A 25,228-nucleotide genomic window follows, 5' to 3' on the forward strand; every position below is an offset into this window, starting at 1 on the left:
TCGCAATCCGTGAAGGCGGCCGTACCGTTGGCGCAGGCGTTGTTGCTAAAGTTCTGAGCTAATAATTTATTATCTCTGAATAAAAAAAGGACGCTTCGGCGTCCTTTTTTACGTTCTGCTTTCGGCTTTCTGCTATTGTAATCATAACTATTCTCATTTACACTCTGCGCATAAATTGAACGGGAGCGATTATGTACGTCTGTTTGTGTAATGGGGTAAGTGATAAAAAAATTCGCCAGGCCGTGCGCCAGTTTCGCCCTCAATCCTTCCAGCAACTGCGCAAGTTTATTCCCGTGGGGAACCAGTGCGGTAAGTGCGTCCGCGCGGCCCGCGAGATTATGCAGAACGAGCTGATGCAAATCCCTGAATACCAGGAGATCGCATAAGCGAAAATCTTTTTTTGACATCCCGGTAGCGCCATCTACGCTTCACTTAGTGGAAGCGGAGGGACTAATAATGAAAGGTGATGTCAGAATCATAAGTTATCTCAATAAATTATTGGGAAATGAGCTTGTCGCAATCAATCAGTATTTTCTTCATGCCCGTATGTTCAAGAACTGGGGCCTTACCCGCCTCAACGACGTCGAATATCACGAATCCATAGATGAGATGAAACACGCCGATAAGTACATCGAGCGTATTCTGTTTCTTGAAGGTATTCCAAACCTGCAGGACCTCGGCAAGCTGGGGATCGGTGAAGACGTAGAGGAGATGCTGCGCTCTGACCTGAACCTTGAGCTAGAGGGTGCTAAAGATCTGCGTGAAGCCATCGCCTATGCCGATAGCGTTCATGACTACGTCAGCCGCGATATGATGATTGAGATCCTCGCGGATGAAGAGGGGCATATCGACTGGCTGGAGACCGAGCTGGACCTGATTACAAAAATTGGTCTCCAGAACTACCTGCAGTCACAGCTCAGAGAGCAGGCGAAGTAGCCATACCGTACAACACACACTACAGCATCATCGAACCCGCTGCCGGCTAACGGCCGCGGGTTTTTTATAGTGCTTATTTTCTACACGACACTTGCGTTAATGTCAGTTTTACGTATAATGCGCGGGCTTGTCTAATATAGACAGCGGTTCGATATGAACCACCGGTACTGCGTAAGCGATACCAGACAATGTTCCCAATCGGGGAACTCTGTAAGAACGGTTACACTCTCCCATCAATCGTAATGGGTTTGAGGAGTAACTATTTCGTCTATAAATAATTGGAGCTCTGGTCTCATGCAGAACCAAAGAATCCGTATCCGTCTTAAAGCGTTTGATCATCGTCTGATCGATCAATCAACCGCGGAAATCGTCGAGACTGCCAAGCGCACTGGTGCGCAGGTTCGTGGTCCGATCCCGCTGCCGACCCGCAAAGAGCGCTTTACCGTTCTGATCTCTCCGCACGTTAACAAAGACGCGCGCGATCAGTACGAAATTCGCACTCACAAGCGTCTGGTTGACATCGTTGAGCCAACCGAGAAAACCGTTGATGCTCTGATGCGTCTGGACCTGGCTGCCGGTGTAGACGTGCAGATCAGCCTGGGTTAATCAGGTCATCGAGCGATTGAGAGGTTGATACAATGATTGGTTTAGTCGGTAAAAAAGTGGGTATGACCCGCATCTTCACTGAAGATGGCGTCTCTATCCCAGTAACCGTAATCGAAGTTGAAGCAAACCGCGTTACTCAGATCAAAGATCTGGCTAACGATGGCTACCGTGCCGTTCAGGTCACTACCGGTGCTAAAAAAGCTAACCGTGTAACCAAACCTGAAGCAGGTCACTTTGCTAAAGCTGGCGTTGAAGCTGGCCGTGGTCTGTGGGAATTCCGTCTTGCTGAAGGCGAAGAGTACACCGTAGGTCAGGACATCAGCGTTGAGCTGTTTGCTGAAGTTAAAAAAGTTGACGTAACCGGTACCTCTAAAGGTAAAGGTTTCGCCGGTACCGTTAAGCGCTGGAACTTCCGTACCCAGGACGCGACTCACGGTAACTCCTTGTCCCACCGCGTTCCGGGTTCTATCGGTCAGAACCAGACTCCGGGCAAAGTGTTCAAAGGCAAGAAGATGGCTGGTCAGCTGGGCAACGAACGTGTGACCGTTCAGAGCCTGGACGTAGTACGTGTTGACGCTGAGCGCAACCTGCTGCTGGTTAAGGGTGCTGTTCCGGGTGCAACCGGTAGCGACCTGATCGTTAAACCAGCTGTGAAGGCGTAAGGGGATAGCAATGGAATTAGTATTGAAAGACGCGCAAAGCGCGCTGACTGTTTCCGAAACTACCTTCGGTCGTGATTTCAACGAAGCGCTGGTTCACCAGGTTGTTGTTGCTTATGCAGCTGGTGCTCGTCAGGGTACTCGTGCTCAGAAGACTCGTGCTGAAGTAACTGGTTCCGGTAAAAAACCGTGGCGTCAGAAAGGCACCGGCCGTGCGCGTTCAGGTTCTGTTAAGAGCCCGATCTGGCGTTCAGGTGGCGTGACCTTCGCTGCGCGTCCGCAGGACCACAGTCAAAAAGTTAACAAAAAGATGTACCGCGGCGCGCTGAAAAGCATCCTGTCCGAGCTGGTACGTCAGGATCGTCTGATCGTTGTCGAGCAGTTCTCTCTGGAAGCGCCGAAAACCAAGCTTCTGGCTCAGAAACTGAAAGACATGGCTCTGGAAGATGTGCTGATCATCACCGGTGAGCTGGACGAGAACCTGTTCCTGGCCGCACGTAACCTGCACAAGGTTGACGTACGTGACGCAGCAGGTATCGACCCGGTTAGCCTGATCGCCTTCGACAAAGTCGTAATGACTGCTGAGGCTGTTAAGCAAGTTGAGGAGATGCTGGCATGATTCGTGAAGAACGTCTGCTGAAGGTGCTGCGTGCACCGCACGTTTCTGAAAAAGCGTCTACTGCGATGGAAAAAACCAACACCATCGTGCTCAAAGTTGCTAAAGACGCGACTAAAGCAGAGATCAAAGCTGCTGTGCAGAAACTGTTTGAAGTCGAAGTCGAAGTCGTTAACACCCTGGTTGTTAAAGGGAAAGTTAAACGTCACGGACAGCGTATCGGTCGTCGTAGCGACTGGAAAAAAGCTTACGTCACCCTGAAAGAAGGCCAGAACCTGGACTTCGTTGGCGGCGCTGAGTAAGTCGGAGGAGTAATACAATGGCAGTTGTTAAGTGTAAACCGACATCTCCGGGTCGTCGCCACGTTGTTAAAGTGGTTAACCCTGAGCTGCATAAGGGCAAACCTTTTGCTCCGCTGGTTGAAAAAAACAGCAAATCCGGTGGTCGTAACAACAATGGCCGTATCACCACCCGTCACATCGGTGGTGGCCATAAGCAGGCTTATCGTATTGTTGACTTCAAACGCAACAAAGACGGTATCCCGGCGACTGTTGAACGTCTTGAGTACGATCCGAACCGCTCCGCGAACATCGCGCTGGTTCTGTACAAAGATGGCGAACGCCGTTACATCCTGGCCCCTAAAGGCCTGAAAGCTGGCGACCAGATTCAGTCTGGCGTTGATGCTGCAATCAAAGCGGGTAACACCCTGCCGATGCGCAACATCCCGGTTGGTTCTACCGTTCATAACGTAGAAATGAAACCAGGTAAAGGCGGTCAGCTGGCGCGTTCTGCTGGTACTTACGTTCAGATCGTTGCACGCGACGGTGCTTATGTCACCCTGCGTCTGCGTTCTGGTGAAATGCGTAAAGTCGAAGCAGACTGCCGCGCTACCCTGGGCGAAGTTGGCAATGCTGAGCATATGCTGCGCGTTCTGGGTAAAGCAGGTGCTGCACGCTGGCGTGGTGTTCGTCCTACCGTTCGCGGTACTGCGATGAACCCAGTCGACCACCCACATGGTGGTGGTGAAGGTCGTAACTTTGGTAAGCACCCGGTAACTCCGTGGGGCGTTCAGACCAAAGGTAAGAAGACCCGCAGCAACAAGCGTACTGATAAATTTATCGTACGTCGCCGTAGCAAATAATTTTAGAGGATAAGCCATGCCACGTTCTCTCAAGAAAGGTCCTTTTATTGACCTGCACTTGCTGAAGAAGGTAGAGAAAGCGGTGGAAAGCGGAGACAAGAAGCCCCTGCGCACTTGGTCCCGTCGTTCAACGATCTTTCCTAACATGATCGGTTTGACCATCGCTGTCCATAATGGTCGTCAGCACGTTCCAGTCTTTGTTTCCGACGAAATGGTTGGTCACAAACTGGGTGAATTCGCACCGACTCGTACTTATCGCGGCCACGCTGCTGATAAAAAAGCGAAGAAGAAATAAGGTAGGAGGAAGAGATGGAAACTTTAGCTCAACATCGCCATGCTCGTTCTTCTGCCCAGAAGGTTCGCCTTGTTGCTGACCTGATTCGCGGTAAGAAAGTGTCGCAGGCCCTGGACATCCTGACCTATACCAACAAGAAAGCTGCGGTATTGGTTAAGAAGGTACTGGAATCTGCCATTGCTAACGCTGAACACAACGATGGCGCTGACATTGACGATCTGAAAGTTGCGAAAATTTTCGTAGACGAAGGCCCGAGCATGAAGCGCATTATGCCGCGTGCGAAAGGTCGTGCAGATCGCATCCTGAAGCGCACCAGCCACATCACTGTGGTTGTGTCCGATCGCTGAGACTCTGGAGACTAGCAATGGGTCAGAAAGTACATCCTAATGGTATTCGCCTGGGTATTGTAAAACCATGGAACTCAACCTGGTTTGCGAACACCAAAGAATTCGCTGACAACCTGGACAGCGATTTTAAAGTACGTCAGTACCTGACTAAGGAACTGGCTAAAGCGTCTGTATCTCGTATCGTTATCGAGCGTCCGGCTAAGAGCATCCGTGTGACCATTCACACCGCTCGCCCGGGTATCGTTATCGGTAAGAAAGGCGAAGACGTAGAAAAACTGCGCAAGGTCGTAGCGGATATCGCTGGCGTTCCTGCACAGATCAACATCGCCGAAGTGCGTAAGCCTGAACTGGACGCAAAACTGGTTGCTGACAGCATCACTTCACAGCTGGAGCGTCGTGTGATGTTCCGCCGTGCAATGAAGCGTGCTGTACAGAACGCAATGCGTCTGGGCGCTAAAGGTATCAAAGTTGAAGTTAGCGGCCGTCTGGGCGGCGCGGAAATCGCACGTACCGAATGGTACCGCGAAGGTCGCGTTCCGCTGCACACGCTGCGTGCGGACATCGACTACAACACCTCTGAAGCGCACACCACCTATGGTGTAATCGGCGTTAAGGTATGGATCTTCAAAGGTGAGATCCTGGGTGGTATGGCTGCTGTTGAACAACCGGAACCGGCTGCTCAACCTAAAAAGCAGCAGCGTAAAGGCCGTAAATAAGGAGCGTCGCTGATGTTACAACCAAAGCGTACAAAATTCCGTAAAGTGCACAAAGGCCGCAACCGTGGTCTGGCGCAGGGTACGGATGTTAGCTTCGGCACTTTCGGTCTGAAAGCTGTTGGCCGTGGTCGTCTGACTGCCCGTCAGATCGAAGCAGCACGTCGTGCTATGACCCGTGCAGTTAAGCGTCAAGGTAAGATCTGGATCCGTGTATTCCCGGACAAACCGATCACTGAGAAGCCGCTGGAAGTTCGTATGGGTAAAGGTAAAGGTAACGTGGAGTATTGGGTTGCCTTGATTCAGCCAGGTAAAGTCCTGTATGAAATGGACGGTGTTCCTGAAGAGCTGGCCCGTGAAGCATTCAGCCTGGCAGCAGCGAAACTGCCGATTAAAACCACCTTTGTAACTAAGACGGTGATGTAATGAAAGCAAAAGAGCTGCGTGAGAAGAGTGTTGAAGAGCTGAACACCGAGCTGCTGAACCTGCTGCGTGAGCAGTTCAACCTGCGTATGCAGGCAGCAAGTGGCCAGCTGCAACAGTCTCACCTGTTGAAGCAAGTGCGTCGTGACGTCGCACGCGTTAAGACTTTACTGACTGAGAAGGCGGGTGCGTAATGACCGATAAAATCCGTACTCTGCAAGGTCGCGTTGTTAGCGATAAAATGGAGAAATCCATCGTTGTTGCTATCGAACGTTTTGTGAAACACCCGATCTACGGTAAATTCATCAAGCGTACGACCAAACTGCACGTACATGACGAGAACAACGAATGTGGTATCGGCGACAAGGTTGAAATCCGTGAATGCCGTCCACTGTCCAAGACTAAGTCCTGGACGCTGGTTCGCGTTGTAGAGAAAGCGGTTCTGTAATACAGTACGCTCTCTCAAGATAGACGGTCCAGCAATGGACCGTTTATTTTTTCTACCCATACGCAGAAAGCGGTGTTATAATGCCGCGCCCTCGATATGGGGCTTTTTAATGACCCGAGATTTTGGGTCCCAAAGTAGTAGTTGACATTAGCGGAGCACTGAAATGATCCAAGAACAGACTATGCTGAACGTCGCCGACAACTCCGGTGCACGTCGCGTAATGTGTATCAAGGTTCTGGGTGGCTCGCACCGTCGCTACGCAGGCGTAGGCGACATCATCAAGATCACCATCAAGGAAGCAATTCCGCGTGGTAAGGTCAAAAAAGGTGATGTGCTGAAGGCGGTAGTGGTGCGCACCAAGAAGGGTGTTCGTCGCCCGGACGGTTCTGTCATTCGCTTCGATGGTAATGCATGCGTTATTTTAAACAATAACAGCGAGCAGCCTATCGGTACGCGTATTTTTGGGCCGGTAACTCGTGAACTTCGTACTGAAAAGTTCATGAAAATTATCTCTCTGGCACCAGAAGTACTCTAAGGAGCGAATCATGGCAGCTAAAATCCGTCGTGATGACGAAGTTATCGTGTTAACCGGTAAAGATAAAGGTAAGCGCGGTAAAGTAAAAAATGTTCTGTCTTCCGGCAAAATCGTCGTTGAAGGTATCAACCTGGTTAAGAAACATCAGAAGCCGGTTCCGGCCCTGAACCAGCCAGGCGGCATCGTAGAGAAAGAAGCAGCTATTCAGATCTCTAACGTTGCAATCTTCAATGCGGCAACCGGCAAGGCTGACCGTGTAGGCTTTAGATTCGAAGACGGCAAAAAAGTCCGTTTCTTCAAGTCTAACAGCGAAACTATCAAGTAATTTGGAGTAGTACGATGGCGAAACTGCATGATTACTACAAAGACGAAGTAGTTAACAAACTCATGACTGAGTTTAGCTACAATTCTGTCATGCAAGTCCCTCGGGTCGAGAAGATCACCCTGAACATGGGTGTTGGTGAAGCGATCGCTGACAAGAAGCTGCTGGATAACGCAGTAGCTGACCTGGCAGCAATCTCCGGTCAAAAACCGTTTGTCACCAAAGCACGCAAATCTGTTGCAGGCTTCAAAATCCGTCAGGGCTATCCGATCGGCTGTAAAGTAACTCTGCGTGGCGAACGCATGTGGGAGTTCTTTGAGCGCCTGATCACTATTGCTGTACCGCGTATCCGTGACTTCCGTGGCCTGTCCGCTAAGTCATTCGATGGTCGTGGTAACTACAGCATGGGTGTCCGTGAGCAGATCATCTTCCCAGAAATCGATTACGATAAAGTCGATCGCGTGCGTGGTTTGGATATTACCATTACCACTACTGCGAATTCTGATGAAGAAGGCCGTGCTCTGCTGGCTGCCTTTGACTTCCCGTTCCGCAAGTAAGGTAGGGTTACTGAATGGCTAAGCAATCAATGAAAGCACGCGAAGTAAAACGCGTAGCTTTAGCTGATAAATTCTTCGCTAAACGCGCTGAACTGAAAGCTATCATCTCTGATGTGAACGCTTCCGACGAAGATCGTTGGAACGCAGTTCTGAAGCTGCAGACTCTGCCGCGTGATTCCAGCCCGTCTCGTCAGCGTAACCGCTGCCGTCAAACTGGTCGTCCGCACGCTTTCCTGCGGAAGTTCGGGTTGAGCCGTATTAAGGTCCGTGAAGCCGCTATGCGCGGTGAAATCCCGGGTCTTAAAAAGGCTAGCTGGTAATTGTCACCAATTGAATCACGGGAGTAAAGACAGATGAGCATGCAAGATCCGATCGCGGATATGCTGACCCGTATCCGTAACGGTCAGGCCGCGAACAAAGCTGCGGTCACCATGCCTTCCTCCAAGCTGAAAGTGGCAATTGCCAACGTGCTGAAGGAAGAAGGTTTTATTGAAGAATTTAAAGTTGAAGGCGACACCAAGCCTGAACTGGAAGTGACTCTCAAGTACTTCCAGGGCAAAGCTGTTGTAGAAAGCATTCAGCGTGTCAGCCGCCCAGGTCTGCGCATCTATAAGAAAAAAGATGAGCTGCCGAAAGTTATGGCGGGTCTGGGTATCGCAGTTGTTTCTACCTCTAAAGGTGTTATGACTGATCGTGCAGCGCGCCAAGCTGGTCTTGGTGGCGAAATTATCTGCTACGTAGCCTAATCGGAGGAAAAAATGTCTCGTGTTGCTAAAGCACCGGTCGTTGTTCCTGCCGGCGTTGATGTAAAAATCAACGGTCAGGTTATTACGATCAAAGGTAAAAACGGCGAGCTGACTCGTACTCTCAACGATGCTGTTGAAGTGAATCATGCAGATAATGCACTGACCTTCGGTCCGCGTGATGGTTACGTGGATGGTTGGGCTCAGGCTGGTACCGCGCGTGCCCTGCTGAACTCAATGGTTATCGGTGTTACCGAAGGCTTCACTAAGAAGCTGCAGCTGGTTGGTGTAGGTTATCGTGCAGCAGTCAAAGGGAATGCAGTAAACCTGTCTTTAGGTTTCTCGCATCCAGTTGAGCATCAGCTGCCAGCGGGGATCACCGCAGAATGTCCGACTCAGACTGAAATCGTGCTGAAAGGCGCTGATAAGCAGGTGATCGGTCAGGTTGCAGCAGATCTGCGCGCCTACCGTCGTCCTGAGCCTTACAAAGGCAAGGGTGTTCGTTACGCCGACGAAGTCGTGCGTACCAAAGAGGCTAAGAAGAAGTAAGGTAACACTATGGATAAGAAATCTGCTCGTATCCGTCGTGCGACCCGCGCACGCCGCAAGCTCCAGGAGCTGGGTGCAACTCGCCTGGTGGTACATCGTACCCCGCGTCACATTTACGCACAGGTAATTGCTCCGAATGGTTCTGAAGTTCTGGTAGCTGCTTCTACTGTAGAAAAAGCTATCGCTGAACAACTGAAGTTCACCGGAAACAAAGACGCTGCTGCAGCTGTAGGTAAAGCTGTTGCTGAACGCGCTCTGGAAAAAGGCATCAAAGATGTTTCTTTTGACCGTTCCGGGTTCCAATATCATGGTCGTGTCCAGGCACTGGCAGATGCTGCCCGTGAAGCTGGCCTTCAGTTCTAAGGTAGAGGTGTAAGATGTCACACATCGAAAAACAAGCTGGCGAACTGCAGGAAAAGCTGATCGCGGTTAACCGCGTATCCAAAACCGTTAAAGGTGGTCGTATTTTCTCCTTCACAGCTCTGACTGTAGTAGGCGATGGTAACGGTCGCGTTGGTTTTGGTTACGGTAAAGCGCGTGAAGTTCCAGCAGCGATCCAGAAAGCGATGGAAAAAGCCCGTCGCAACATGATTAACGTCGCGCTGAACCACGGCACCCTGCAGCACCCGGTTAAAGGTGTTCACACGGGTTCTCGTGTATTCATGCAGCCGGCTTCAGAAGGTACCGGTATCATCGCCGGTGGTGCAATGCGCGCCGTTCTGGAAGTCGCTGGGGTTCATAACGTTCTGGCTAAAGCCTATGGTTCCACCAACCCGATCAACGTGGTTCGTGCAACTATCGACGGCCTGGAAAATATGAATTCTCCAGAAATGGTCGCTGCCAAGCGTGGTAAATCCGTTGAAGAAATTCTGGGGAAATAAGCCATGGCAAAGACTATTAAAATTACTCAAACCCGCAGTGCAATCGGTCGTCTGCCGAAACACAAGGCAACGCTGCTTGGCCTGGGTCTGCGTCGTATTGGTCACACCGTAGAGCGCGAGGATACTCCTGCTGTTCGTGGTATGGTCAACGCGGTTTCCTTCATGGTTAAAGTTGAGGAGTAAGAGATGCGTTTAAATACTCTGTCTCCGGCCGAAGGCTCCAAAAAGGCGGGTAAACGCCTGGGTCGTGGTATCGGTTCTGGCCTCGGTAAAACCGGTGGTCGTGGTCACAAAGGTCAGAACTCTCGTTCTGGCGGTGGCGTACGTCGCGGTTTCGAGGGTGGTCAGATGCCTCTGTACCGTCGTCTGCCGAAATTCGGTTTCACTTCGCGTAAAGCAATGATCACGGCAGAAGTTCGTCTGTCCGATCTGGCTAAAGTAGAAGGCGACGTAGTTGACCTGAACACGCTGAAAGCGGCAAACATTATCGGTATCCAGATCGAGTTCGCGAAAGTGATCCTGTCTGGTGAAGTTTCTACTCCGGTAACTGTTCGTGGCCTGCGTGTTACTAAAGGCGCTCGTGCTGCTATCGAAGCTGCTGGCGGTAAAATCGAGGAATAAGTAGCAGATGGCTAAACAACCGGGATTAGATTTTCAAAGTGCCAAAGGTGGCTTAGGCGAGCTGAAACGCAGACTGCTGTTTGTAATCGGTGCGCTTATCGTGTTCCGTATTGGCTCTTTTATTCCGATCCCTGGTATTGATGCCGCTGTACTTGCCAAACTGCTTGAGCAACAGCGAGGCACCATCATTGAGATGTTTAACATGTTCTCTGGTGGTGCTCTCAGCCGAGCTTCAATCTTTGCTCTGGGCATTATGCCGTATATTTCGGCCTCTATTATTGTCCAACTGCTGACGGTGGTTTATCCGCCGCTGGCAGAGCTGAAGAAAGAAGGGGAGTCTGGTCGTCGTAAGATCAGCCAGTACACCCGTTACGGCACTCTGGTGCTGGCAATATTCCAGTCGATCGGTATTGCTACCGGTCTACCGAATATGCCTGGTATGCAGGGCCTGGTAATGAATCCAGGCTTTGCATTCTATTTCACCGCTGTTGTAAGTCTGGTCACAGGAACCATGTTCCTGATGTGGCTCGGCGAACAGATCACTGAGCGTGGTATCGGTAACGGTATCTCGATCATTATCTTCGCCGGTATCGTTGCGGGACTCCCGCCAGCCATTGCCCATACGATCGAGCAAGCGCGTCAAGGCGACCTGCACTTCCTCCTGTTGCTGTTGGTTGCAGTATTAGTATTTGCAGTGACGTTCTTTGTTGTATTTGTTGAGCGTGGTCAACGCCGCATTGTGGTAAACTACGCGAAACGTCAGCAGGGTCGTCGTGTCTATGCTGCACAGAGCACACATTTACCGCTGAAAGTGAATATGGCGGGGGTAATCCCGGCAATCTTCGCTTCCAGTATTATCCTGTTCCCAGCGACCATCGCGTCATGGTTCGGGAACGGTACTGGTTGGAACTGGCTGACAACAATTTCGCTGTATTTGCAGCCTGGGCAACCGCTTTATGTGTTACTCTATGCGACTGCAATCATCTTCTTCTGTTTCTTCTACACGGCGTTGGTTTTCAACCCGCGTGAAACAGCAGATAACCTGAAGAAGTCCGGTGCATTTGTACCAGGAATTCGTCCGGGAGAACAAACGGCGAAGTACATCGATAAAGTAATGACCCGCCTGACTCTGGTCGGTGCGCTCTACATTACCTTTATCTGCCTGATCCCGGAGTTCATGCGTGATGCAATGAAGGTGCCGTTCTACTTTGGTGGAACCTCACTGCTCATCGTTGTTGTCGTGATTATGGACTTTATGGCTCAAGTGCAAACTCTGATGATGTCGAGTCAGTATGAGTCTGCATTGAAGAAGGCGAACCTGAAAGGCTATGGCCGCTAAAGGTCGCCCGAGAAGTTACGGAGAGTAAAAATGAAAGTTCGTGCTTCCGTCAAGAAATTATGCCGTAACTGCAAAATCGTTAAGCGTGATGGCGTCATCCGCGTGATTTGCAGTGCCGAGCCGAAGCATAAACAGCGCCAAGGCTGATTATTTCGCATATTTTTCTTGCAAAGTTGGGTTGAGCTGGCTAGATTAGCCAGCCAATCTTTTGTATGTCTGTACGTTTCCATTTGAGTATCCTGAAAACGGGCTTTTCAGCATGGGGCGTACATATTAAATAGTAGGAGTGCATAGTGGCCCGTATAGCAGGCATTAACATTCCTGATCAGAAACACGCCGTGATCGCATTAACTTCGATCTACGGTGTCGGCAAGACCCGTTCTAAAGCCATTCTGGCTTCTGCGGGTATCGCTGAAGATGTTAAGATCAGTGAGCTGTCTGAAGAACAAATCGACACGCTGCGTGACGAAGTTGCCAAATTTGTCGTTGAAGGTGATCTGCGCCGTGAAGTTAGCATGAGCATCAAGCGCCTTATGGACCTTGGTTGCTATCGCGGTTTGCGTCATCGTCGTGGTCTGCCAGTGCGCGGTCAGCGTACTAAGACCAACGCACGTACCCGTAAGGGTCCGCGCAAACCGATCAAGAAATAATCGGGGTGATTGAATAATGGCAAAGGCACCAGTTCGTGCACGTAAGCGTGTAAGAAAACAAGTCTCTGACGGCGTGGCTCATGTCCATGCTTCTTTTAACAACACCATCGTAACTATTACCGATCGTCAGGGTAATGCGCTGGGTTGGGCAACAGCCGGTGGTTCCGGTTTCCGTGGTTCTCGCAAATCTACTCCGTTCGCAGCTCAGGTTGCAGCAGAGCGTTGCGCTGACGCCGTAAAAGAATACGGTATCAAGAATCTGGAAGTTATGGTTAAAGGTCCGGGTCCAGGCCGCGAATCTACTATTCGTGCTCTGAACGCCGCTGGTTTCCGCATCACTAACATTACTGATGTGACTCCGATCCCTCATAACGGTTGTCGTCCGCCGAAAAAACGCCGCGTATAACGCTGTCGTTTCCAGGTTTGTTGGAGAAAGAAAATGGCAAGATATTTGGGTCCTAAGCTCAAGCTGAGCCGTCGTGAGGGCACCGACTTATTCCTTAAGTCTGGCGTTCGCGCGATCGATACCAAGTGTAAAATTGAACAAGCTCCTGGCCAGCACGGTGCGCGTAAACCGCGTCTGTCTGACTATGGTGTACAGTTGCGTGAAAAGCAGAAAGTTCGCCGTATGTACGGTGTGCTGGAGCGTCAGTTCCGTAACTACTATAAAGAAGCAGCTCGTCTGAAAGGCAACACGGGTGAAAACCTGCTGGCTCTGCTCGAAGGTCGTCTGGACAACGTAGTATACCGTATGGGCTTTGGCGCAACTCGCGCGGAAGCACGTCAGCTCGTTAGCCATAAAGCAATCATGGTAAACGGCCGCGTTGTTAACATCGCTTCTTATCAGGTAACTCCGAATGACGTAGTTAGCATCCGTGAGAAAGCCAAAAAGCAATCTCGCGTGAAGGCCGCTCTGGAGTTGGCTGAGCAGCGTGAAAAGCCAACCTGGCTGGAAGTTGATGCTGGCAAGATGGAAGGTACGTACAAGCGCAAGCCTGAGCGTTCTGATCTGTCTGCGGACATTAACGAACACCTGATCGTCGAGCTTTACTCCAAGTAAAGCTTAGTACCAAAGAGAGGACACAATGCAGGGTTCTGTGACAGAGTTTCTAAAACCGCGCCTGGTAGATATCGAGCAAGTGAGTTCGACGCACGCCAAGGTGACCCTTGAGCCTTTAGAGCGTGGCTTCGGCCATACTCTGGGTAACGCACTGCGCCGTATTCTGCTCTCATCGATGCCGGGTTGTGCGGTGACCGAGGTTGAGATTGATGGTGTACTGCACGAGTACAGCACCAAAGAAGGCGTTCAGGAAGATATCCTGGAGATCCTGCTCAACCTGAAAGGGCTGGCGGTGAGAGTTCAAGGTAAAGATGATGTTATTCTTACCCTGAATAAATCTGGCATTGGCCCTGTGACTGCAGCCGACATCACCCACGACGGTGATGTCGAAATCGTCAAGCCGCAGCACGTGATCTGCCACCTGACCGATGAGAACGCGTCTATTAGCATGCGTATCAAAGTTCAGCGCGGTCGTGGTTATGTGCCGGCTTCTGCCCGAATTCATTCGGAAGAAGATGAGCGCCCGATTGGCCGTCTGCTGGTCGACGCATGCTATAGCCCTGTAGAGCGTATTGCCTACAATGTTGAAGCAGCGCGTGTAGAGCAGCGTACCGACCTGGACAAGCTGGTCATCGAAATGGAAACCAACGGCACAATCGATCCTGAAGAGGCGATTCGTCGTGCGGCAACCATCCTGGCAGAACAACTGGAAGCTTTCGTTGACTTACGTGATGTACGTCAGCCGGAAGTGAAAGAAGAGAAACCAGAATTCGATCCGATCCTGCTGCGCCCTGTTGACGATCTGGAATTGACTGTCCGCTCTGCTAACTGCCTTAAAGCAGAAGCTATCCACTATATCGGTGATCTGGTACAGCGTACCGAGGTTGAGCTACTTAAAACGCCTAACCTGGGTAAAAAATCTCTTACCGAGATTAAAGACGTGCTGGCCTCCCGTGGTCTGTCTCTGGGCATGCGCCTGGAAAACTGGCCACCGGCAAGCATTGCTGACGAGTAACCGGATCACAGGTTAAGGTTTTACTGAGAAGGATAAGGTCATGCGCCATCGTAAGAGTGGTCGTCAACTGAACCGCAACAGCAGCCATCGCCAGGCTATGTTCCGCAATATGGCAGGTTCACTGGTTCGTCATGAAATCATCAAGACGACCCTGCCTAAAGCGAAAGAGCTGCGCCGCGTAGTTGAGCCGCTGATTACTCTTGCCAAGACTGATAGCGTAGCTAATCGTCGTCTGGCATTCGCCCGTACTCGTGATAACGAGATCGTGGCAAAACTGTTTAACGAGCTGGGCCCGCGTTTCGCGAGCCGTGCCGGTGGTTACACTCGCATTCTGAAGTGTGGCTTCCGTGCAGGCGACAACGCGCCGATGGCATACATCGAGCTGGTTGATCGTTCAGAATCGCAAGCAGAAGCTGCTGCAGAGTAATCTGTAGCAACATAAAAAGACCCGCTTCGGCGGGTTTTTTTATTTCTCTCATCCACCCCCTCTCTCCCTGCTAGAATAGCCCTGTGCCTTAGTTCATCCCCTGGAGTTATCTATGTGGTTACTCGATCAGTGGGCAGAACGCCATATTCGCGATGCCCAGCAACAAGGTGAGTTCGATAATCTACCCGGTACCGGTGAGCCGCTGCGTCTCGACGACGATGCCCATGTTCCTGCCGAGCTACGGGCAGGCTACCGACTGCTGAAAAACGCTGGCTGTCTACCTCCCGAACTGGCCCAGCGTAAAGAGGCGCTGGCGCTGGCCGATCTGTTAAAGACGGTGCAGCAGGATCATCCTGACTATCAGGAGCTGAGTCGTAGGTTAACGCTGCTCGAGCTTCAACTGCGTCAGGCTGGCTTAAGCACCGAGTTTCTACGCGGCGAGTATGCCGACAGGTTAATGAAAAAAATTGGCGAGGAGTAGCAATGTACCGAATTGGAGAGCTGGCGAAGCTCGCAGAGGTAACGCCTGATACCGTTCGCTATTATGAAAAGCAGCAGATGATGGAGCACGAGGTGCGAACCCAGGGTGGTTTCCGCCTCTATACCGAAGGCGATCTTCAGCGGCTGAAATTTATTCGCCACGGGCGACAGTTAGGATTCACCCTGGAGTCGATCCGCGAGCTTCTGTCGATCCGTATCGATCCTGAGCATCATACATGCCAGGAGTCAAAGAGCATTGTCCAGTCCCGCCTGAGCGAGGTTGATGCGCGGATTGAAGAGTTACAGATTATGCGCCGCTCCCTCCAGCGACTAAACGACGCCTGTTGCGGCACGGCCCATAGCAGCGTTTACTGTTCGATTCTGGAAGCGCTGGAGCAGGGTGGGTTAAACGGTGAAGCCAGGAAGGGATGTTGAAGGCCAGCGGCAAAAGCGTATTCACCTTTGCCGCTAGCTTTCCATTAAGGACGGCTGTTTTGTTCTTTGAGCAGATCGCGGATTTCAGCCAGCAGCACTTCCTCTTTAGAAGGCGCGGGTGGTGCTTTCGGCTCTTCTTTCTTCTTCTGATGCAGGCGGTTGATCAGTTTGATCGCCATAAAGATCGCAAACGCAACGATCAGAAAATCAAAAATGTTCTGAATGAATACGCCGTAGTGCATAACAACAGGCGGAAGATCGCCCTGAGCCGGACGCAACGTCCAGGCGAACTGCTTAAAGTCAACGCCGCCAATCAGCAGGCCAAGGGGGGGCATAATGATATCGGCGACCAGCGACGAGACAATTTTACCGAAAGCCGCACCAATGATGACCCCGACGGCCAGGTCGATAACGTTGCCGCGCATGGCGAAAGCGCGAAACTCTTTTAACAAACTCATTTGATTCTCCTTATGCCAAAGACCCACTAAGTCTAACAAAGGTCTCTCTAATTTCCATTTCTCAGCTTATTACAGGAAGAACGGGCTGGGTTGGAACAGTCGCTCGACGTCGGTAATAAACTTTTTGTCCGTCAGGAACATAATGACGTGATCGCCCTGCTCAATACGTAAATTGTCATTAGCGATCATGACGTCGTTGCCGCGCACCACTGCGCCGATGATTGTTCCCGGCGGCAGCTTGATCTCATCAATCACCCTTCCTACAACGCGTGAGGTACTTTCATCACCGTGGGCCACGGCCTCGATCGCCTCGGCAACGCCCCGGCGCAGCGAGGAGACGCCAACAATATCTGCCTTACGCACGTGGCTTAGCAGCGCAGAAATAGTGGCTTCCTGCGGCGAGATGGCAATATCAATGACGCTGCCCTGAACCAGATCGACGTAGGCGCGGCGCTGGATCAGCACCATGACCTTTTTCGCCCCCATCCGCTTGGCCAGCATGGCGGACATAATGTTGGCTTCATCATCGTTGGTCACGGCAATGAAAAGATCCACCTGATCGATATGCTCTTCTGCCAGCAGCTCCTGATCCGATGCATCACCATAGAAGACGATCGTGTTTTGCAGCTTCTCGGCCAGATCCGCAGCCCGACGCTGATCGCGCTCGATCAGCTTAACGCTATAGTCTTTCTCCAGCCGGCTCGCCAGACCTGCGCCAATATTGCCGCCGCCCACCAGCATGATGCGCTTGTAGGGTTTTTCCAGACGCTGTAGCTCGCTCATGACTGCACGAATATGCTGTGATGCCGCGATAAAAAATACCTCATCGCCCGCTTCAACGATGGTGGATCCCTGCGGGCGGATCGGCCTGTCGTGGCGGAAAATAGCGGCAACCCGGGTATCGATATGTGGCATATGCTCGCGCATAATCGAAAGGGCGTTACCCACCAGTGGACCGCCGTAGTAGGCTTTCACCACCGCAAGGCTTACTTTTCCTTCGGCAAAGTTAACCACCTGCAGTGCGCCAGGATACTCAATCAGACGATAAATGCTGTCGATTACCAGCTGCTCGGGGGCAATCAGGTGATCGATAGGCACGGCGTCGGTATTGAACAGCTTGTCTGCATCGCGCACATAGTCAGGCGCGCGAATACGGGCGATGCGGTTTGGCGTATTGAACAGGGAGTAGGCGACCTGGCAGGCCACCATATTGGTCTCATCAGAGCTGGTGACGGCAACGAGCATATCCGCATCGTCCGCTCCTGCTTCACGCAAAACGCGGGGATGTGAGCCGTGCCCCTGAACAACGCGCAGATCGAATTTATCCTGCAACATATGCAGACGATCGCCATTGATATCGACAACGGTAATGTCATTATTTTCACCGACCAGGTTTTCGGCCAGCGTGCCGCCCACCTGTCCTGCACCCAGAATGATTATCTTCATCAGCTGCGACCCGTCATCTCAATCACTGTTTGATTAGCTTAGCGTAATAGAAGCCGTCACCCTCTTCCGCGCCCGGAAGATTTTGCTGTCCCGGCTGCACTGGCGTACCTGTACTGGTCAGCTTCGCATTCGGTGTACGCTTGAGGAACTCGGCAATTTGCAGGCTGTTCTCCTCCGGCAGGACGGAACAGGTGGCATACACCAGCGTGCCGCCCGGTTTCAGGTGTGGCCAGATGGCGTCGAGAATAGCGGACTGCAGCTGGACCAGTTCCGGGATATCGCGATCGCGGCGCAGCCACTTGATATCCGGATGACGACGGATCACGCCCGTCGCCGAGCAGGGAGCATCAAGCAGAATACGATCGAACTGCTGGTCGCCGCACCACTGGGAAGGGAAGCGGCCATCGCCCTGCTTAACCTGCGCCTTCATCCCCAGGCGTTTCAGATTATCGTAGACGCGGGAGAGGCGCTGCTCATCCACGTCAACTGCCAGCACGCTCGCCTCAGGCGCAACTTCCAGAATATGTGTGGTTTTACCGCCGGGAGCCGCGCAGAGATCGAGGATCTGCTCGCCGTTCTGTGGCTCCAGAAAGTTCATGCAGCCCTGTGCCGAGGCGTCCTGTACCGTTACCCAGCCCTGATCGAAGCCGGGCAGAGCCTGTACCGGGGCTGGTGAGGCCAGACGTACGGCATCGGGATAGTCGCTATGGGGAAAACCCTGTTGGCCGGAAGCCTCCAGCAGGGCCAGCCAGGCGTCGCGGGAGTGATGGTTACGGTTCACGCGCAGCCACATGGGAGGGCGCTGGTTATTAGCCTCAACAATACTTTCCCACTGCTGCGGATACGCTTTTTGCAGACGCTTCAGCAGCCAGTCAGGATGTAAAAAACGGCTTTCGCTGGAGGCAAACTCCGCCAGCAGCAGCTCCTGCTGACGCTGGAACTGACGCAGCACGCCGTTGATCAGCCCTTTAAGCTGCGGGCGCTTAATGGCTACCGCTCCCTCTACCGTCTCTGCTAAAGCAGCATGCGGTGGAACGCGGGTGTAGAGAAGCTGATAAAACCCGACCATGATCAGATAGTGAATGGTGCGCTGCTTGCCGGTCATAGGACGGGACATCAGCTTATTGATAAGCCACTCCATCTGGGAGAGCGTGCGCAGCACGCCGAAGCACAGCTCCTGGAGCAGGGCTTTATCTTTATCCGAGACTTTCTGCTGCAGGGCAGGGAGGACGTTGCTCAGCGACTGCCCCTGCTCAACAACCTGTTCGATGGCCTGTGCTGCCATGCTGCGTAAATTGATCGTTTTTTTCATAACCGCAAAAATAAAAATGCCCGGTAACACCGGGCGTTAAAGGTAGGGGCCGTCAGGCCAGACGGTGGCCGGGAATAAACCATTCGCGACGTGAGTTCAGTAAATCCTGAGCGCTCATCGCTTTTTTACCTGCCGGCTGCAGCGATTCCAGATTTAGAATGCCGTCGGCGGTCGCAACCTGAATACCCTGTTTGTTGGCATCAACAATTGTGCCTGGCTCGGCGCGGGACTGCTGGTTAATCACCGACGCCTTCCACACTTTGATCGGCTGCCCGTCAATCTCCAGCCAGCTCATCGGCCATGGATTAAATGCCCGGATGCAGCGCTCAAGCTGTGCTGCAGAGAGCGACCAGTCGATGCGCGCCTCCTCCTTGCTGAGCTTTTCAGCATAGGTTACGAGGGCTTCGTCCTGTACCTGCGGCTGGGCAGTGCCCTCGGCCAGCTGGGCCAGAGTTTCGATTAACCCCTGCGGACCAAGGTCAGCAAGCTTGTCGTAGAGCGAGGCGCTGGTATCTTCTGCGGTGATCGGGCAGGAAAGCTTGTAGAGCATATCGCCGGTGTCCAGACCCACATCCATCTGCATGATGGTCACGCCGGTTTCGGCATCTCCCGCCCACAGCGAGCGCTGAATAGGGGCCGCGCCACGCCAGCGCGGCAGCAGAGAGCCGTGGACGTTGATGCAGCCGAGACGCGGCATATCGAGTACCGCCTTCGGCAGAATTAAGCCATAGGCAACGACGACCATCACGTCAGCGTTGAGATCGGCTACCAGCTGCTGATTTTCCTGCGGGCGCAAAGAGACTGGCTGAAAGACAGGAAGACCTTTCGCTTCAGCCAGCGCCTTCACCGGACCCGGCATCAGTTTTTTACCCCGCCCGGCGGGCCTGTCAGGCTGGGTAAAGACCCCAACCACCTGGTGCCCGGATGACAACAGCGCGTCAAGATGACGCGCTGCAAAGTCAGGCGTACCGGCGAAAATAATACGTAGTGAATCCGACACGTTGATCCTTTTGGCTTCGGTTATGCGCGCCCGTTCAGGCGGTCCAGTTTTTCCACTTTCTGGCGAATGCGCTGACGCTTCATTGGCGACAGGTAGTCGATAAACAGTTTGCCGACCAGGTGATCCATTTCGTGTTGAATGCAGATGGCCAGCAGGCCGTCAGCTTCCAGCTCGAAGGATTTCCCTTCGCGATCGAGGGCACGGATTTTTACTTTCTCCGCCCGCGGGATCAGCGCGCGCTGCTCAGGGATCGACAGACAACCCTCTTCAATACCGGTTTCACCGCTTTTTTCCAGCAGTTCAGGGTTGATGAGCACCAGCTGCTCGTCGCGGTTCTCAGAGACGTCGATAACAATAATACGCTGGTGGATGTCCACCTGCGTGGCGGCAAGGCCAATACCCTCTTCGGCGTACATCGTTTCAAACATATCATCCACGATGCGCTGAATTTCTGCATTTACTTCTTTCACCGGCGTAGCGACTTTGCGAAGACGCTCGTCCGGAATATGTAACACGTGCAAAACTGACATAATTACCCAGGAGTTGTGTTCAGGAGTTGAAAAGATCGTTACCACTATTCTAGACAAATCCCCCTCCGATTGACAGCATCAGTGACCAATCGCAAGGATTGCAACCGCCGCGTGTGGCAAGGGACAAGGATGACTTTGAAAGAGATTTGGCTGCGCCTGATCCACCTTGATGAACTCTACGGTGAAAGGATGCTGGAGGCCGCACAATGTTTAGCAGCTTACCCCCATCCCGACGCAAAAACGCTCTCGCTCGCCGGGCTGACGGCAAAACAGCGCGCACGCTTTTATGCTCTCTCTCCCCGCGATATCGACGGTACGCTTGAGTGGTTGAGTAAGCCTGGGCATCGCCTGCTGCTGGCGAGCGATGCGGATTACCCGCCAGCGCTGCGCGCCATTACTGATTTTCCCGGTGCGCTGTTTGTAAAAGGGAATGTGGGCCTTCTCAATAGCTCACAGCTGGCCGTCGTCGGCAGCAGGGCAAACTCATGGTATGGCGAGCGCTGGGGACGCCATTTCTGCGAACGGCTCGCGGCTGAAGGTATTACGGTCACCAGCGGCCTGGCGTTAGGCATTGACGGGATTGCTCATCGTGCGGCTCTTCGTGGGGGCGGCAAAAGCCTGGCGGTGCTGGGAAATGGCTTACAACAGATTTATCCCCGGCGGCACGCCGCGCTGGCGGCACAGCTTATTGACGCCGGCGGCGCGCTGGTATCAGAGTTTCCGCTGGCCGCGCCGCCCAGGCCGGGTAACTTTCCCCGACGTAACCGCATTATTAGCGGCCTTAGCCAGGGGGTGCTGGTGGTTGAGGCTGCCCTACGCAGCGGTTCCCTGATAACCGCGCGCTGCGCAATGGATCAGGGGAGGGAGGTCTTCGTGCTGCCCGGTGCGTTAGGCAGTCCCGGTAGCGAAGGATCGCACTGGCTGATCCAGCAGGGGGCGACACTGGTGACCACCCCGGAAGAGATCCTCGAAATTCTACAGCATGGTTTACGCTGGCTACAAAATGCACGCGAAAAACCAATTTATTCGTCAGAACACCAAGCGGCGGCATTGCCATTTCCTGAGCTCCTGGCTAACGTAGGAGATGAGGTAACACCTGTTGACGTCGTCGCTGAACGTGCCGGCCAACCTGTGCCAGTGATTGTGGCCCAGCTACTCGAACTGGAGTTAGCAGGATGGATCGCAGCTGTACCCGGCGGCTATGTCCGATTAAGGAGGGCAAGCCATGTTCGACGTACTAATGTATTTGTTTGAGACTTATATCCACAATGAAGCAGAACTGCGTGTGGATCAGGACAAACTGGAACGGGACCTCACTGATGCCGGTTTTGACCGTGAGGATATCTACAACGCGTTACTGTGGCTGGAGAAGCTCGCTGACTATCAGGAAGGCCTCGCCGAACCGATGCAGCTTGCTTCAGACCCTCTCTCTCTGCGTATTTATACCGCAGAAGAGTGTGAACGACTGGATGCCAGCTGCCGGGGTTTCCTGTTATTCCTCGAGCAGATTCAGGTGCTAAACCTCGAAACACGAGAAATGGTGATTGAGCGTGTGCTGGCGCTGGATACGGCAGAGTTCGAGCTGGAAGATCTCAAGTGGGTCATCCTGATGGTGCTCTTCAATATCCCAGGGTGTGAAAATGCCTATCAGCAGATGGAAGAATTACTCTTTGAAGTGAATGAAGGTATGCTGCACTAACTATCGTCGCAGCATCAAGAGTTGTTATGGCCAAATCAGCACTGTTTTCGGTGTCTAATCAAGAGCCCTGCCCGCAGTGCGGGGCTCCGCTTGTTATTCGGACCGGGAAACGCGGGCCGTTTCTGGGGTGTTCCCACTATCCTGAATGTGACTATGTTCGCTCCCTGAAAAGCCAGGCCGATGGGCATATCGTTAAAGTTCTGGAGGGGCAGCTGTGCCCGCTTTGCCAGTCGGTGCTGGTGCTTCGCCAGGGGCGCTTCGGCATGTTTATTGGCTGTAGCCAATACCCGGAATGCGGACATACGGAGACCATCGATAAACCCGACGATACCGCCATTACCTGCCCGCAGTGCAATCAAGGCTCTCTGGTCCAGCGGCGTTCACGCTATGGCAAAACCTTCCACTCCTGCGATCGCTATCCGGAGTGCCAGTTCGTTATCAACTTCAAACCGGTAGCGGGAGAGTGCCCGGCTTGTCACTACCCGCTACTAATAGAGAAGAAAACCGCGCAGGGCGTGAAACGCTTCTGTGCCAGTAAACAATGTGGAAAGCCGGTCACGGCGGAAAAGAACAGTGAATAATAACCTGCCTTCAGACTCCATCGTAAATGCGGTGGCGGTACTGAATAGAGAAGAAGTCATCGCCTATCCAACCGAAGCCGTTTTTGGCGTCGGCTGCGATCCCGACAGTGAAACAGCGGTTAACCGCCTGCTGACGTTAAAACAACGCCCGGTAGAGAAGGGACTCATCCTGATTGCCGCCAGCTTTGAGCAGCTGCAACCCTATATTGATGAGCAGGCGTTGAATGATGCTCAGCGAGAGGCGGTATTTGCCTGCTGGCCCGGCCCGGTGACCTTCGTCTTCCCGGCAAAACCGACCACGCCGCGCTGGCTGACTGGGCGCTTTGACTCTCTGGCCGTACGGGTTACCGATCATCCGCTGGTGGTGGAGCTGTGTAAGGCATACGGCAAACCGCTAGTCTCTACCAGCGCCAACCTGACCGGTCTGCCGCCGTGCCGGACAACCGAAGAGGTGCGCGCGCAGTTTGGCGAGGCGTTTCCGGTTGTAGAAGGTAAAACCGGCGGACGTGAAAACCCGTCTGAAATTCGAGACGCATTGACCGGCGAACGCTTTCGCCAGGGGTGATCTATGGAAACCTATGCCGTTTTTGGTAATCCCATTGCGCACAGCAAATCGCCGTTTATTCATCAGCAGTTCGCTAAACAGCTGCAGATTGCGCACCCTTACGGGCGCGTTCTGGCTCCCGTTGATGATTTTATTGCAACGCTAAACACGTTTTTCACCGCGGGCGGGAAAGGGGCTAACGTCACCGTTCCCTTCAAAGAAGAAGCGTTTGCCCGCGCGGATGAGCTGACGGAGCGCGCGGCGCTAGCCGGAGCGGTAAACACCCTCAAGCGTCTTGAGGATGGTCGTCTGCTGGGAGATAACACCGATGGCATCGGTTTGCTCAGCGATCTGCAGCGGCTGGAATTTATTAAGCCTGGCTTTCGCATTCTGCTGATTGGCGCAGGCGGAGCTTCACGCGGCGTGCTGCTGCCGCTCCTCTCCCTCGACTGCGCAGTGACCATAACGAACCGGACTTTCGCACGTGCTGAGGAGCTGGCAACGCTATTCGCCCATACCGGTAGCGTTAGCGCGGTAGCGATGAAAGATCTGGCCGGACACGAGTTCGATCTCATTATTAACGCCACCTCCAGCGGTATTAGCGGTGAAACGCCGCAGATCCCTGAATCTTTAATCGATAGCCATATTCGCTGCTATGACATGTTCTATCAGAAGGGAGAAACGCCATTCCTGCGCTGGTGTGAACAGCATGGCGCAAAACAGCGTGCGGATGGGCTGGGTATGCTGGTGGCGCAGGCTGCCCATGCGGTACTGCTCTGGCATGGCGTGCTGCCGGAAACCGCGCCGGTAATTGAACGCCTCAAACAGGAGCTGGCTGGGTGAATCAGGCGATTCAATTTCCCGATCGGGAAGCGTGGCGTGACGAACTGCAGGCCGTCTGCTTCCCGGCGCTGGTTAACGGTATGCAACTTAGCTGCGCCATTAAAGCCGAAACGTTAGCAAAGCGGTTCGGCGGTGAGACGCCAGCCCAGTGGCTGGCGCTTTTTCAGGCGCATCGCTGGGACCTGGAAGAGGAGGCTGAGCTACTGATCCAACAGCAGCAGGAGGACGATCAGGGCTGGGTGTGGCTCTCCTGAGCCTGATCCAGATAGTCGTCTTTCCATTTCACATAGTTATTGGCGGAGTACTTCAGCCCCTCAATCTCCGCCTCCGTTAGGGGGCGGATCTGTTTAACCGGGCTGCCTAAATAGAGAAAGCCGCTCGCCAGCCGTTTATTCTGCGGGACCAGGCTACCGGCACCAATCATGACGTCATCTTCTACTACCACGCCATCAAGTAAAATGGATCCCATCCCGACCAACACTCTGTTGCCTACGGTGCAGCCGTGCAGCATGACTTTATGCCCCACCGTCACGTCTTCACCAATAATGAGCGGATTGCCTTCCGGGTTATAGGAAGATTTATGGGTAACGTGCAGCACGCTGCCATCCTGAATATTACTGCGGGCACCAATCTGTACGTAGTTAACGTCACCGCGGATCGCAACCAGCGGCCAGATACCAACGTCATCGGCTACTCTGACATCGCCGATCACCACGCTGGTGGCATCAACCATCACGCGTTGGCCAATTTTAGGGTAGAGATCTTTATAAGAGCGTAGGACAGCAGACATAGTTACCTCGTCAGAACAGAAGTGATATGGATGACTTTGGTAGCTTTAGAGGCCCGGCGCAAGCCTTTTACACGCCAAAATTTAAGCAGATCGCACAGGATCCCAGCAGAAAGCGTGAAAAATCGACGGTCGGTTAAAAAGATCTAAAAAAGGCTTGTGCAAAAAAATGGGATCCCTATAATGCGCCTCCATCGAAACGGCAAACGTGAATCACTTCACGGAAACAG

44 protein-coding genes are annotated in these 25,228 nt (G+C 52.9%); 38 read left to right on the top strand and 6 right to left on the bottom strand.

Features of this window, described 5'->3' with window-relative positions:
* Positions 1-191 precede the first annotated feature (191 nt).
* The 32 genes from bfd to zntR all read left to right on the top strand — a co-directional run bounded on the left by bfd (position 192) and on the right by zntR (position 15,798).
* Positions 192-386: a bacterioferritin-associated ferredoxin gene (gene bfd, locus RTN40_RS20605; RefSeq protein WP_144819407.1), complete on the top strand. Its 195-nt coding sequence runs from the start codon at positions 192-194 to the stop codon at positions 384-386.
* A gap of 70 nt (positions 387-456) precedes the next feature.
* Positions 457-936 (top strand): bacterioferritin, encoded by a 480-nt coding sequence (bfr, locus tag RTN40_RS20610; RefSeq protein WP_103821891.1) that lies wholly within the window; start codon positions 457-459, stop codon positions 934-936.
* Between the two features lie 294 nt (positions 937-1,230).
* Positions 1,231-1,542 (top strand): 30S ribosomal protein S10, encoded by a 312-nt coding sequence (rpsJ, locus tag RTN40_RS20615; protein WP_001181005.1) that lies wholly within the window; start codon positions 1,231-1,233, stop codon positions 1,540-1,542.
* A 32-nt stretch (positions 1,543-1,574) separates the two neighbouring features.
* Complete coding sequence (rplC, locus tag RTN40_RS20620; RefSeq protein WP_103821892.1) at positions 1,575-2,204, top strand: 50S ribosomal protein L3; 630 nt, start codon at positions 1,575-1,577, stop codon at positions 2,202-2,204.
* 10 nt (positions 2,205-2,214) lie between these two features.
* Complete coding sequence (gene rplD / locus RTN40_RS20625) at positions 2,215-2,820, top strand: 50S ribosomal protein L4 (RefSeq protein ID WP_042396046.1); 606 nt, start codon at positions 2,215-2,217, stop codon at positions 2,818-2,820.
* Positions 2,817-3,119 (top strand): 50S ribosomal protein L23, encoded by a 303-nt coding sequence (gene rplW / locus RTN40_RS20630; protein ID WP_000617546.1) that lies wholly within the window; start codon positions 2,817-2,819, stop codon positions 3,117-3,119. The genes rplD and rplW overlap by 4 nt, the downstream gene beginning before the upstream one ends.
* A gap of 17 nt (positions 3,120-3,136) precedes the next feature.
* Positions 3,137-3,958, top strand: a complete 822-nt coding sequence (gene rplB, locus RTN40_RS20635) for a 50S ribosomal protein L2 (RefSeq protein WP_021265682.1) — start codon at positions 3,137-3,139, stop codon at positions 3,956-3,958.
* Positions 3,959-3,974: 16 nt separating this feature from the next.
* Entirely contained in the window at positions 3,975-4,253 is a 279-nt protein-coding gene (gene rpsS / locus RTN40_RS20640; protein WP_001138115.1) for a 30S ribosomal protein S19, read from the top strand.
* Positions 4,254-4,267: 14 nt separating this feature from the next.
* Positions 4,268-4,600: a 50S ribosomal protein L22 gene (gene rplV / locus RTN40_RS20645; protein ID WP_002919773.1), complete on the top strand. Its 333-nt coding sequence runs from the start codon at positions 4,268-4,270 to the stop codon at positions 4,598-4,600.
* Between the two features lie 17 nt (positions 4,601-4,617).
* A complete protein-coding gene (gene rpsC, locus RTN40_RS20650; RefSeq protein WP_006817277.1) occupies positions 4,618-5,316 on the top strand; it encodes a 30S ribosomal protein S3 in 699 nt (232 codons plus the stop codon).
* Positions 5,317-5,328: 12 nt separating this feature from the next.
* The gene (gene rplP / locus RTN40_RS20655; RefSeq protein ID WP_004926449.1) at positions 5,329-5,739 is read left to right on the top strand and encodes a 50S ribosomal protein L16; all 411 of its coding nucleotides are present in this window, start codon (positions 5,329-5,331) and stop codon (positions 5,737-5,739) included.
* Positions 5,739-5,930, top strand: a complete 192-nt coding sequence (rpmC, locus tag RTN40_RS20660; protein ID WP_000644742.1) for a 50S ribosomal protein L29 — start codon at positions 5,739-5,741, stop codon at positions 5,928-5,930. Before rplP ends, rpmC begins: the two co-directional genes overlap by 1 nt.
* Positions 5,930-6,184, top strand: coding sequence for a 30S ribosomal protein S17 (gene rpsQ, locus RTN40_RS20665; protein ID WP_002438707.1), 255 nt, complete (start codon positions 5,930-5,932; stop codon positions 6,182-6,184). Before rpmC ends, rpsQ begins: the two co-directional genes overlap by 1 nt.
* 163 nt (positions 6,185-6,347) lie before the next feature.
* Positions 6,348-6,719 carry a 50S ribosomal protein L14 gene (gene rplN / locus RTN40_RS20670; RefSeq protein ID WP_002919748.1) on the top strand — a complete coding sequence of 124 codons (372 nt, stop codon included), beginning with the start codon at positions 6,348-6,350 and terminating at the stop codon, positions 6,717-6,719.
* Between the two features lie 10 nt (positions 6,720-6,729).
* Entirely contained in the window at positions 6,730-7,044 is a 315-nt protein-coding gene (rplX, locus tag RTN40_RS20675) for a 50S ribosomal protein L24 (protein ID WP_042396035.1), read from the top strand.
* Positions 7,045-7,058: 14 nt separating this feature from the next.
* Entirely contained in the window at positions 7,059-7,598 is a 540-nt protein-coding gene (rplE, locus tag RTN40_RS20680; RefSeq protein ID WP_042396032.1) for a 50S ribosomal protein L5, read from the top strand.
* 14 nt (positions 7,599-7,612) lie between these two features.
* Positions 7,613-7,918 (top strand): 30S ribosomal protein S14, encoded by a 306-nt coding sequence (gene rpsN / locus RTN40_RS20685; protein ID WP_042396030.1) that lies wholly within the window; start codon positions 7,613-7,615, stop codon positions 7,916-7,918.
* A 33-nt stretch (positions 7,919-7,951) separates the two neighbouring features.
* The gene (gene rpsH, locus RTN40_RS20690) at positions 7,952-8,344 is read left to right on the top strand and encodes a 30S ribosomal protein S8 (RefSeq protein WP_042396027.1); all 393 of its coding nucleotides are present in this window, start codon (positions 7,952-7,954) and stop codon (positions 8,342-8,344) included.
* A 12-nt stretch (positions 8,345-8,356) separates the two neighbouring features.
* Complete coding sequence (gene rplF, locus RTN40_RS20695; protein ID WP_103821894.1) at positions 8,357-8,890, top strand: 50S ribosomal protein L6; 534 nt, start codon at positions 8,357-8,359, stop codon at positions 8,888-8,890.
* A 9-nt stretch (positions 8,891-8,899) separates the two neighbouring features.
* On the top strand, positions 8,900-9,253 hold the full coding sequence (gene rplR, locus RTN40_RS20700) for a 50S ribosomal protein L18 (RefSeq protein ID WP_042396018.1): 354 nt from the start codon (positions 8,900-8,902) through the stop codon (positions 9,251-9,253).
* Positions 9,254-9,267: 14 nt separating this feature from the next.
* Positions 9,268-9,771, top strand: a complete 504-nt coding sequence (gene rpsE, locus RTN40_RS20705; RefSeq protein WP_042396015.1) for a 30S ribosomal protein S5 — start codon at positions 9,268-9,270, stop codon at positions 9,769-9,771.
* Positions 9,772-9,774: 3 nt separating this feature from the next.
* A complete protein-coding gene (gene rpmD / locus RTN40_RS20710; protein WP_001140434.1) occupies positions 9,775-9,954 on the top strand; it encodes a 50S ribosomal protein L30 in 180 nt (59 codons plus the stop codon).
* Positions 9,955-9,957: 3 nt separating this feature from the next.
* Complete coding sequence (rplO, locus tag RTN40_RS20715) at positions 9,958-10,392, top strand: 50S ribosomal protein L15 (protein WP_039076819.1); 435 nt, start codon at positions 9,958-9,960, stop codon at positions 10,390-10,392.
* A gap of 7 nt (positions 10,393-10,399) precedes the next feature.
* Entirely contained in the window at positions 10,400-11,731 is a 1,332-nt protein-coding gene (gene secY, locus RTN40_RS20720) for a preprotein translocase subunit SecY (protein ID WP_312214292.1), read from the top strand.
* Between the two features lie 30 nt (positions 11,732-11,761).
* Positions 11,762-11,878, top strand: coding sequence for a 50S ribosomal protein L36 (rpmJ, locus tag RTN40_RS20725; protein WP_000868187.1), 117 nt, complete (start codon positions 11,762-11,764; stop codon positions 11,876-11,878).
* A 146-nt stretch (positions 11,879-12,024) separates the two neighbouring features.
* Positions 12,025-12,381, top strand: coding sequence for a 30S ribosomal protein S13 (rpsM, locus tag RTN40_RS20730; protein WP_042396003.1), 357 nt, complete (start codon positions 12,025-12,027; stop codon positions 12,379-12,381).
* Positions 12,382-12,397: 16 nt separating this feature from the next.
* The gene (gene rpsK / locus RTN40_RS20735; RefSeq protein WP_034899652.1) at positions 12,398-12,787 is read left to right on the top strand and encodes a 30S ribosomal protein S11; all 390 of its coding nucleotides are present in this window, start codon (positions 12,398-12,400) and stop codon (positions 12,785-12,787) included.
* Between the two features lie 33 nt (positions 12,788-12,820).
* The gene (rpsD, locus tag RTN40_RS20740; protein ID WP_021265666.1) at positions 12,821-13,441 is read left to right on the top strand and encodes a 30S ribosomal protein S4; all 621 of its coding nucleotides are present in this window, start codon (positions 12,821-12,823) and stop codon (positions 13,439-13,441) included.
* Positions 13,442-13,466: 25 nt separating this feature from the next.
* Positions 13,467-14,456 (top strand): DNA-directed RNA polymerase subunit alpha, encoded by a 990-nt coding sequence (locus RTN40_RS20745; RefSeq protein ID WP_034461761.1) that lies wholly within the window; start codon positions 13,467-13,469, stop codon positions 14,454-14,456.
* A 40-nt stretch (positions 14,457-14,496) separates the two neighbouring features.
* Entirely contained in the window at positions 14,497-14,883 is a 387-nt protein-coding gene (gene rplQ / locus RTN40_RS20750) for a 50S ribosomal protein L17 (protein ID WP_042395993.1), read from the top strand.
* A gap of 112 nt (positions 14,884-14,995) precedes the next feature.
* Entirely contained in the window at positions 14,996-15,364 is a 369-nt protein-coding gene (locus tag RTN40_RS20755; protein ID WP_312229991.1) for a DUF1992 domain-containing protein, read from the top strand.
* 2 nt (positions 15,365-15,366) lie between these two features.
* Positions 15,367-15,798, top strand: coding sequence for a Zn(2+)-responsive transcriptional regulator (zntR, locus tag RTN40_RS20760; RefSeq protein ID WP_312229992.1), 432 nt, complete (start codon positions 15,367-15,369; stop codon positions 15,796-15,798).
* A 44-nt stretch (positions 15,799-15,842) separates the two neighbouring features.
* On the opposite strand, the gene mscL is transcribed toward zntR, so the two are convergent.
* The 5 genes from mscL to def form a co-directional block, all read right to left on the bottom strand.
* A complete protein-coding gene (mscL, locus tag RTN40_RS20765) occupies positions 15,843-16,256 on the bottom strand; it encodes a large-conductance mechanosensitive channel protein MscL (protein WP_312229993.1) in 414 nt (137 codons plus the stop codon).
* Between the two features lie 69 nt (positions 16,257-16,325).
* Positions 16,326-17,702, bottom strand: coding sequence for a Trk system potassium transporter TrkA (gene trkA, locus RTN40_RS20770; RefSeq protein WP_154056352.1), 1,377 nt, complete (start codon positions 17,700-17,702; stop codon positions 16,326-16,328).
* Between the two features lie 22 nt (positions 17,703-17,724).
* On the bottom strand, positions 17,725-19,014 hold the full coding sequence (gene rsmB, locus RTN40_RS20775; protein WP_312229994.1) for a 16S rRNA (cytosine(967)-C(5))-methyltransferase RsmB: 1,290 nt from the start codon (positions 19,012-19,014) through the stop codon (positions 17,725-17,727).
* Positions 19,015-19,066: 52 nt separating this feature from the next.
* Entirely contained in the window at positions 19,067-20,014 is a 948-nt protein-coding gene (gene fmt, locus RTN40_RS20780; RefSeq protein ID WP_312229995.1) for a methionyl-tRNA formyltransferase, read from the bottom strand.
* A gap of 20 nt (positions 20,015-20,034) precedes the next feature.
* Positions 20,035-20,544 (bottom strand): peptide deformylase, encoded by a 510-nt coding sequence (gene def, locus RTN40_RS20785; RefSeq protein ID WP_312229996.1) that lies wholly within the window; start codon positions 20,542-20,544, stop codon positions 20,035-20,037.
* A 129-nt stretch (positions 20,545-20,673) separates the two neighbouring features.
* Between def and dprA the strand changes: the two genes are divergently transcribed.
* From dprA to RTN40_RS20815, 6 genes are read left to right on the top strand one after another with little or no spacing between them, the layout of a single operon-like run.
* The gene (gene dprA, locus RTN40_RS20790; RefSeq protein ID WP_312229997.1) at positions 20,674-21,798 is read left to right on the top strand and encodes a DNA-protecting protein DprA; all 1,125 of its coding nucleotides are present in this window, start codon (positions 20,674-20,676) and stop codon (positions 21,796-21,798) included.
* The gene (gene smg / locus RTN40_RS20795; protein WP_042395982.1) at positions 21,770-22,243 is read left to right on the top strand and encodes a DUF494 family protein Smg; all 474 of its coding nucleotides are present in this window, start codon (positions 21,770-21,772) and stop codon (positions 22,241-22,243) included. Before dprA ends, smg begins: the two co-directional genes overlap by 29 nt.
* A gap of 26 nt (positions 22,244-22,269) precedes the next feature.
* Entirely contained in the window at positions 22,270-22,824 is a 555-nt protein-coding gene (locus tag RTN40_RS20800; RefSeq protein ID WP_312229998.1) for a topoisomerase DNA-binding C4 zinc finger domain-containing protein, read from the top strand.
* A complete protein-coding gene (gene tsaC, locus RTN40_RS20805; RefSeq protein ID WP_312229999.1) occupies positions 22,817-23,389 on the top strand; it encodes an L-threonylcarbamoyladenylate synthase type 1 TsaC in 573 nt (190 codons plus the stop codon). The genes RTN40_RS20800 and tsaC overlap by 8 nt, the downstream gene beginning before the upstream one ends.
* Before the next feature lie 3 nt (positions 23,390-23,392).
* Positions 23,393-24,211, top strand: a complete 819-nt coding sequence (gene aroE / locus RTN40_RS20810; RefSeq protein ID WP_312230000.1) for a shikimate dehydrogenase — start codon at positions 23,393-23,395, stop codon at positions 24,209-24,211.
* Entirely contained in the window at positions 24,208-24,465 is a 258-nt protein-coding gene (locus RTN40_RS20815) for a DUF1488 domain-containing protein (protein ID WP_312230001.1), read from the top strand. The genes aroE and RTN40_RS20815 overlap by 4 nt, the downstream gene beginning before the upstream one ends.
* Here the strand turns inward: RTN40_RS20815 and RTN40_RS20820 are convergent.
* Positions 24,441-25,001 carry a gamma carbonic anhydrase family protein gene (locus RTN40_RS20820; protein WP_312214267.1) on the bottom strand — a complete coding sequence of 187 codons (561 nt, stop codon included), beginning with the start codon at positions 24,999-25,001 and terminating at the stop codon, positions 24,441-24,443. The two genes, RTN40_RS20815 and RTN40_RS20820, sit on opposite strands and share 25 nt — an antisense overlap.
* Positions 25,002-25,228: the final 227 nt, after the last annotated feature.

This window comes from Pseudescherichia sp. (assembly GCF_031987975.1).
In the GTDB taxonomy this organism is placed as follows: Bacteria; Pseudomonadota; Gammaproteobacteria; order Enterobacterales; family Enterobacteriaceae; genus Pseudescherichia.